Annotated in this window: 8 protein-coding genes and 1 pseudogene; all 9 read right to left on the bottom strand. The window is 42.5% G+C overall.

Translation table 11 applies throughout. From position 1 onward, the window contains the following. Positions 1–420: 420 nt before the first annotated feature. Entirely contained in the window at positions 421–603 is a 183-nt protein-coding gene (locus tag ACED59_RS24000; RefSeq protein ID WP_371705174.1) for a hypothetical protein, read from the bottom strand. Continuing rightward, positions 600–785, bottom strand: coding sequence for a hypothetical protein (locus ACED59_RS24005; RefSeq protein WP_371705175.1), 186 nt, complete (start codon positions 783–785; stop codon positions 600–602). The genes ACED59_RS24000 and ACED59_RS24005 overlap by 4 nt, the downstream gene beginning before the upstream one ends. 219 nt (positions 786–1,004) lie before the next feature. Further along, positions 1,005–1,517: a GNAT family N-acetyltransferase gene (locus ACED59_RS24010; RefSeq protein ID WP_136984210.1), complete on the bottom strand. Its 513-nt coding sequence runs from the start codon at positions 1,515–1,517 to the stop codon at positions 1,005–1,007. Then, complete coding sequence (locus tag ACED59_RS24015; RefSeq protein ID WP_115340363.1) at positions 1,495–1,791, bottom strand: DUF1778 domain-containing protein; 297 nt, start codon at positions 1,789–1,791, stop codon at positions 1,495–1,497. The genes ACED59_RS24010 and ACED59_RS24015 overlap by 23 nt, the downstream gene beginning before the upstream one ends. A gap of 312 nt (positions 1,792–2,103) precedes the next feature. Beyond that, positions 2,104–2,256 carry a YegP family protein gene (locus tag ACED59_RS24020; protein WP_371705176.1) on the bottom strand — a complete coding sequence of 51 codons (153 nt, stop codon included), beginning with the start codon at positions 2,254–2,256 and terminating at the stop codon, positions 2,104–2,106. Positions 2,257–2,689: 433 nt separating this feature from the next. Then, positions 2,690–2,923, bottom strand: a complete 234-nt coding sequence (locus ACED59_RS24025) for an MbeD family mobilization/exclusion protein (RefSeq protein WP_371705171.1) — start codon at positions 2,921–2,923, stop codon at positions 2,690–2,692. 3 nt (positions 2,924–2,926) lie between these two features. Next, positions 2,927–3,385 carry an MbeB family mobilization protein gene (locus tag ACED59_RS24030; protein ID WP_371705172.1) on the bottom strand — a complete coding sequence of 153 codons (459 nt, stop codon included), beginning with the start codon at positions 3,383–3,385 and terminating at the stop codon, positions 2,927–2,929. Positions 3,386–3,758: 373 nt separating this feature from the next. Continuing rightward, positions 3,759–4,073 (bottom strand): annotated as a pseudogene (locus ACED59_RS24035) (mobilization relaxase); the annotation flags it as partial. Further along, entirely contained in the window at positions 4,063–4,392 is a 330-nt protein-coding gene (locus tag ACED59_RS24040; protein ID WP_371705173.1) for a MobC family plasmid mobilization relaxosome protein, read from the bottom strand. The pseudogene ACED59_RS24035 and the gene ACED59_RS24040, both read right to left, overlap by 11 nt. Positions 4,393–4,784 lie beyond the last annotated feature (392 nt).

A 4,784-nucleotide genomic window follows, 5' to 3' on the forward strand; every position in this document is an offset into this window, starting at 1 on the left:
GCTCTGTCCAAAACATCTTGAATCCAAACAGAGTGCAGGAGTACTTGAAGTGCTTACGTGATATGGCTATCATGAAAGGACTTACCCAGTCGGCAAAACTAGTAAGTATTCCGAAAAGCCAGCTCGCCAAAGCTGGTTTTTTCACATCTAGGGAAAGAGATTAATCCCAAAAGCGATTGATCTCAATGATCCTTTTAACCGGTCATGACTTTCCCCAACAAAAAAACCTCCCATATGGGAGGCTTTTTTGTATCTGAATCTGGGTTTTTACTACGGAATCTATGGTAAATAATTTACCATGTTGTCTCTATGATCTTAGATATTTCAGAGGTACCTGGGGAAATCTGTCTTGATTGTTTCTTTCAGAATGGTTTGCCAGCTTCGCTGGGAAAAAACGCCCCGAAATGAGGCATCTAAGATTTACTTAAACGGTTTAGTAACCTTTCTGGCTCGTTCAAGAGCAGCATTCACTTGGAAATCCTTTGGCGTTTCATTTACAGCACAACCTGCCTCAGATACGAGTTTAATCTGGTTAACTCCGTATGTAACCGCGTATTCTTTACCAGGGATGATGCGCACTGGTTTCGACTTTTTCTTACTCATTTTTTCTTTCCTTTGCCGAGAACATCTTTGGCGCGCTCTACGCTGGCCGCTTTTACAAACTTAGCCACAGAAGGCTTACCGCCATGCTCTTCGATGATTCGAAATGACTCGTTAATCTCTTCCGCATGTTCAGGCGTAAATGATACATGCTGTTTTCGGCTGGCTCTGTACTGCTGATCCATGACCCTGTCCTTATGTTTGGCTTAATACGAACAGAATATGATGGGGCACAATATGTGAGTTTCAAGGTTCGTTAAGTTCCTATTATGTTCAATCGTTCCCCTATACAACGAAGAACGGCTCCCAATTGGGAGCCGTTCTTGTGTCTAAATCTGGCTTCGCACTAAGTGCCGTTACGTTAAATGAACGTCATTATCACAATTGATATTACTTAGAGTGAGCTACAAAACCCCAGCCTCTCTAAGCATTTTCTCAGCCTCTTTTTGCAACATGAATAGCTTGTTTGGATTGTTGGGAAATGGTGAGAATCCAATTGCTACATAAAGGGCATGAGCAGGCTTATTTTTAGCTTCAACGATAATCATCGGTTTTGGAACCAAGTCAGATGAATTAATCGCATTAGTTATTGCATCTATAACCAGCATCTCGCCGAGCCCCTGTCTTTGATGAGCCTTGTTAACAGCCAATCTTCCGAGCAAGGTGCAATACACTTCTGTGGGATATTTTTTTGCAATTTCAGGAGGGAGCTCTTTTAAATCAACTTTACAAAGAGCAAGAGAATAAAAGCCTTTTATTTGGGATTCATTCTGTTCTGAAGTTAGGACAAATGTTCGTGATAAATCTTTCTTATCATGCTGACCAGACACTTGTTTTAGATAGTTATTAAGAGCAGGTTCGCCGCAATCAAATTTATTTCGGTCATGTACGTTTTTATCTAGTGCTGAAATTCTCATTAGTTATAGTTTCCTTGTATTTACGAGCTGCCTTAAGGAAACGGTGATTAGTTTGCATAGGTCTTTCAAATGCGCTGACAAAAGCCAAAGCATCTTCCTGACAAAGTGTTATGACCATATTCTGCTCAATTAGCCTTTTTGCCTCTGCTACCGCAGCGTTAGCAATAAAACTATTTAAACTGGCATAACCTGATAACGCCACCGCCCTTTCAAGTAACTCTTTAGTTTCTGAATTTACCCGAGTGGTAATTCTTTCATTTGTTAATGTGCCCATAAGGCTTCTCCTGCCGCACTTTCTGCGGTTAATCGTTCACTTGGAAACACCCACTACTCTGATTAATTTTTTAGAGCTAGAGGAATGTATTGAAGGTGAAATGCGAAGTTTTAGCTTCATTTTTAATGATAGCACAATAAATTAACAAAAGTCAACACATGTGCCAAAAAGACATCACATCAAAAGTTCCTTTCCGTCTCGGGGTCATTATTACTATTATCAATCGCGTGACTCCGTAACGCAGAACGGCTCCCAATTGGGAGCCGTTCTTGTGTCTAAACCTGAGTTCACACTAAGTGCCGTTATGGTAAATTAACCATTCCAACCATGACGTCTAGCATTTTCTTCACAATCAGACTTGTTTACATATCCTTGAGAAGATGAGCCAACAATAGTTCCATTAGATGCAGTTCGCGTCCAACGCCATTTACCAGCACTATCTTTATAAAAGTCCCACTTATCCATACTAACCTCTAAGTTTTTATTCTTAATAACATTTAAGAATCACATTCCCTTATATATGGGCAAAGCCCTGTACATTCAACCATTAAGCAAAAACAACCATAAGCAAACCTGTAAGGTTACTCTCGCTATTTAATTTTTGTGAACAAAAGCAAATTATTATCCGGGGATGCACACTGTCGGTAGTCATTATTCCTATTATGGTAAATGCACGAGTTTACTATCAGAAACACCCATCAGAGCGCATCTGCAGCGCCAGACAGACTTTATAAGCACTTACTACGCCCTACTAACCCACAAATGGGGCTGTAAGTTTGTGACGCTTTCAGAGCAATTTACAGGGCATAAAAAGCAACTTTGATTTAGCTCTTTAAATACAACCAATGCGCCATTTCTTACAAACTCATATCTCGATCACCGATCTCACGATCAAGACCTATCGATTGTTCTTGTTGTAACGCTTTTCCAACTGCTGGAGATGCGCGCTCAAGATCTCGACTTGCCTGCTCAAGTTGCTGACTTGCAGGCGGAGTTCGTTGTTCTCTTTCGAGGTAGTCTCGAACATTTGTACTAACCCGTTGTAAGACGTTACAAAGTCTTTGTGTTGCTTCTCGTGTTGATTCTGCAAACTGTCGAATGCGCTCAATAGCTGTTGTTCTAATTCCGTCATCGATTAATATCCCTTTGGTATTTTCCACGGATACACTCCGTTGTTGCCGTAGCTTTTCGCCTCTAGATCGATCTTGATGCAAAGCTGTTCCTGCTCGCCACATGTGCTCATCTGAATTTTTCCGCCCTTCGATTTGAGTTCTTCTAACGCCTGGCTCTGTTGGCTGATTTCCAATTGATTCTCGACAATCGTCTTTCCCTGCCACCAAATCACGCTCGAACAAGCGACCAAAACAAGCACTACGCTCAGCACTATCCAGAGCCAACTTTTCAAAACTAATACGCTCATGCGTTGGTTTTGGGCGAGAATGTCGCCTTTGATTTTCTGCTCGCTTGATCTCAACACCTGTTCGATAAACTTCTCGTGCCTCTCGAATTCGATCTTGAGACATTTCTCGGTATCGTGCGCTTGCAGTTTCGATTTCTTCTCGAAGTCCGCTGCCAAATTTGAAAGATTGCTCATAAATCACTCCCTTTAATCGAAGGTTTCGACCACCTTCTGGATCGGATATGGAAATACTTTTTTTGTTTTGCCTAACCACTGAAAAACCAGCGCCCTCAAGAGCATTCACCAAATCTTGTCTATTGCTCAACTCTCCACTTCCTGCAATAGACAACAATCCATCAGTGATAGCTCTCGCAGCTTCATGCTTTGACTTAGGCAAATTTCGAGGTGTAGTGAGCTCTCGTTTATTGATGGGATCATCAGGGTCATGGAGTTTTAAAATGGCATTTGTTGCAATCTTCCATGCGTTAATTCGAGGCTTATCAGCTTTTTCAAAATAGGGCTGTAACCTTTTGCCTGATAACAGTTCAACATTAGGCACAACAAAATTCAGCTCCAAGCGTCCCTTGTCTCGATGTTCAACCCAAAGACAAGAATATTGATCCGCATCGAGACCAGGTAACAATGCTTTCTCGAAACTCGACATGATTTTATCTTTAGTAGTCCGATCAAGGTCGGACTCTTCAAATGACAAAACGCCAGAGGTGTACTTCTTCGCGTAAGGACTGGAATCAATCAAATCTTGAATAGCATCAGGATCACCACGGTCTAAAGTGGCACCGTCACGAGCGCGGTCTTTTCCTAGCAAATAATCGACTGGTCCCGATCCTCTACCTGCGCCCCTAGCATGAAATTTAACTATCATCTTTCGCGTTCTCCATCCTCATTAGATTCAGTTCACGCTGAAGACTCGATAACACCGCAATAATTTGAACGCGATCAACCGGCTTCCAATCCTGATTATGAATAGCTCGTGCAATTTGGTTTAAGTTATTGCCCATTCCAGAAAGCTGTCTCAATAAGGCCGGATCTACATTGGGAACTTGATTCGCTCGGGGGACTTTTGCCCCTAAACAATATTCACGCATCCATTCAGCAAGTCGAGGTTTTGGACTTCGCTCCATTAACGCTGCGTACTCATCATCGGTTGCTCTGATTTTGATTATCTTCTCTCGTTTATCCACGAAAAATTCTCCTAGCCTCTGAGGGAAGTTAGCTCGGAACGAGGTCACTTCTCGAAGTGGTTAACTGGGGTAAAGGGGGCGTTAGCGGCCCTTTTCAGCTCACAGAGAAACGAGCGTAGCGAGTGCACTCTGTGTATGCTGGCTTAAAACAAAAACGCGTGATTAGATTAGCATAAAAATTGAGCTAAAGAAGAATAGAAATAGAGATACGGGGACAGTGCCAAAGATAGGCATTAAGTGGCTCTCCGCTTGCTCGGTGTTCGGACGCTACGCTTACTCACACACTGCGCCTAGCGGTATAAATGGAAGAAACAAGGGTACAAGCGCGGCGAAAAATCAGCCCTTTCGGCTGCGCCGACCCCTACCCATTTCGACTCAATTTTATGAGTGAT

Origin of the sequence: Vibrio sp. FF266, from assembly GCF_041439695.1 — a bacterium.
Lineage (GTDB): Bacteria > Pseudomonadota > Gammaproteobacteria > Enterobacterales > Vibrionaceae > Vibrio > Vibrio tasmaniensis_A.

What these genes read in the sequence shown, in the direction of transcription:
- ACED59_RS24020 (WP_371705176.1), bottom strand. Translation starts at nt 2,256, where the DNA reads ATGGATAAGTGGGACTTTTATAAAGATAGTGCTGGTAAATGGCGTTGG.
- ACED59_RS24005 (WP_371705175.1), bottom strand. Translation starts at nt 785, where the DNA reads ATGGATCAGCAGTACAGAGCCAGCCGAAAACAGCATGTATCATTTACG.
- ACED59_RS24025 (WP_371705171.1), bottom strand. Translation starts at nt 2,923, where the DNA reads ATGACGGAATTAGAACAACAGCTATTGAGCGCATTCGACAGTTTGCAG.
- ACED59_RS24000 (WP_371705174.1), bottom strand. Translation starts at nt 603, where the DNA reads ATGAGTAAGAAAAAGTCGAAACCAGTGCGCATCATCCCTGGTAAAGAA.
- ACED59_RS24030 (WP_371705172.1), bottom strand. Translation starts at nt 3,385, where the DNA reads ATGAGCAATCTTTCAAATTTGGCAGCGGACTTCGAGAAGAAATCGAAA.
- ACED59_RS24015 (WP_115340363.1), bottom strand. Translation starts at nt 1,791, where the DNA reads ATGGGCACATTAACAAATGAAAGAATTACCACTCGGGTAAATTCAGAA.
- ACED59_RS24010 (WP_136984210.1), bottom strand. Translation starts at nt 1,517, where the DNA reads ATGAGAATTTCAGCACTAGATAAAAACGTACATGACCGAAATAAATTT.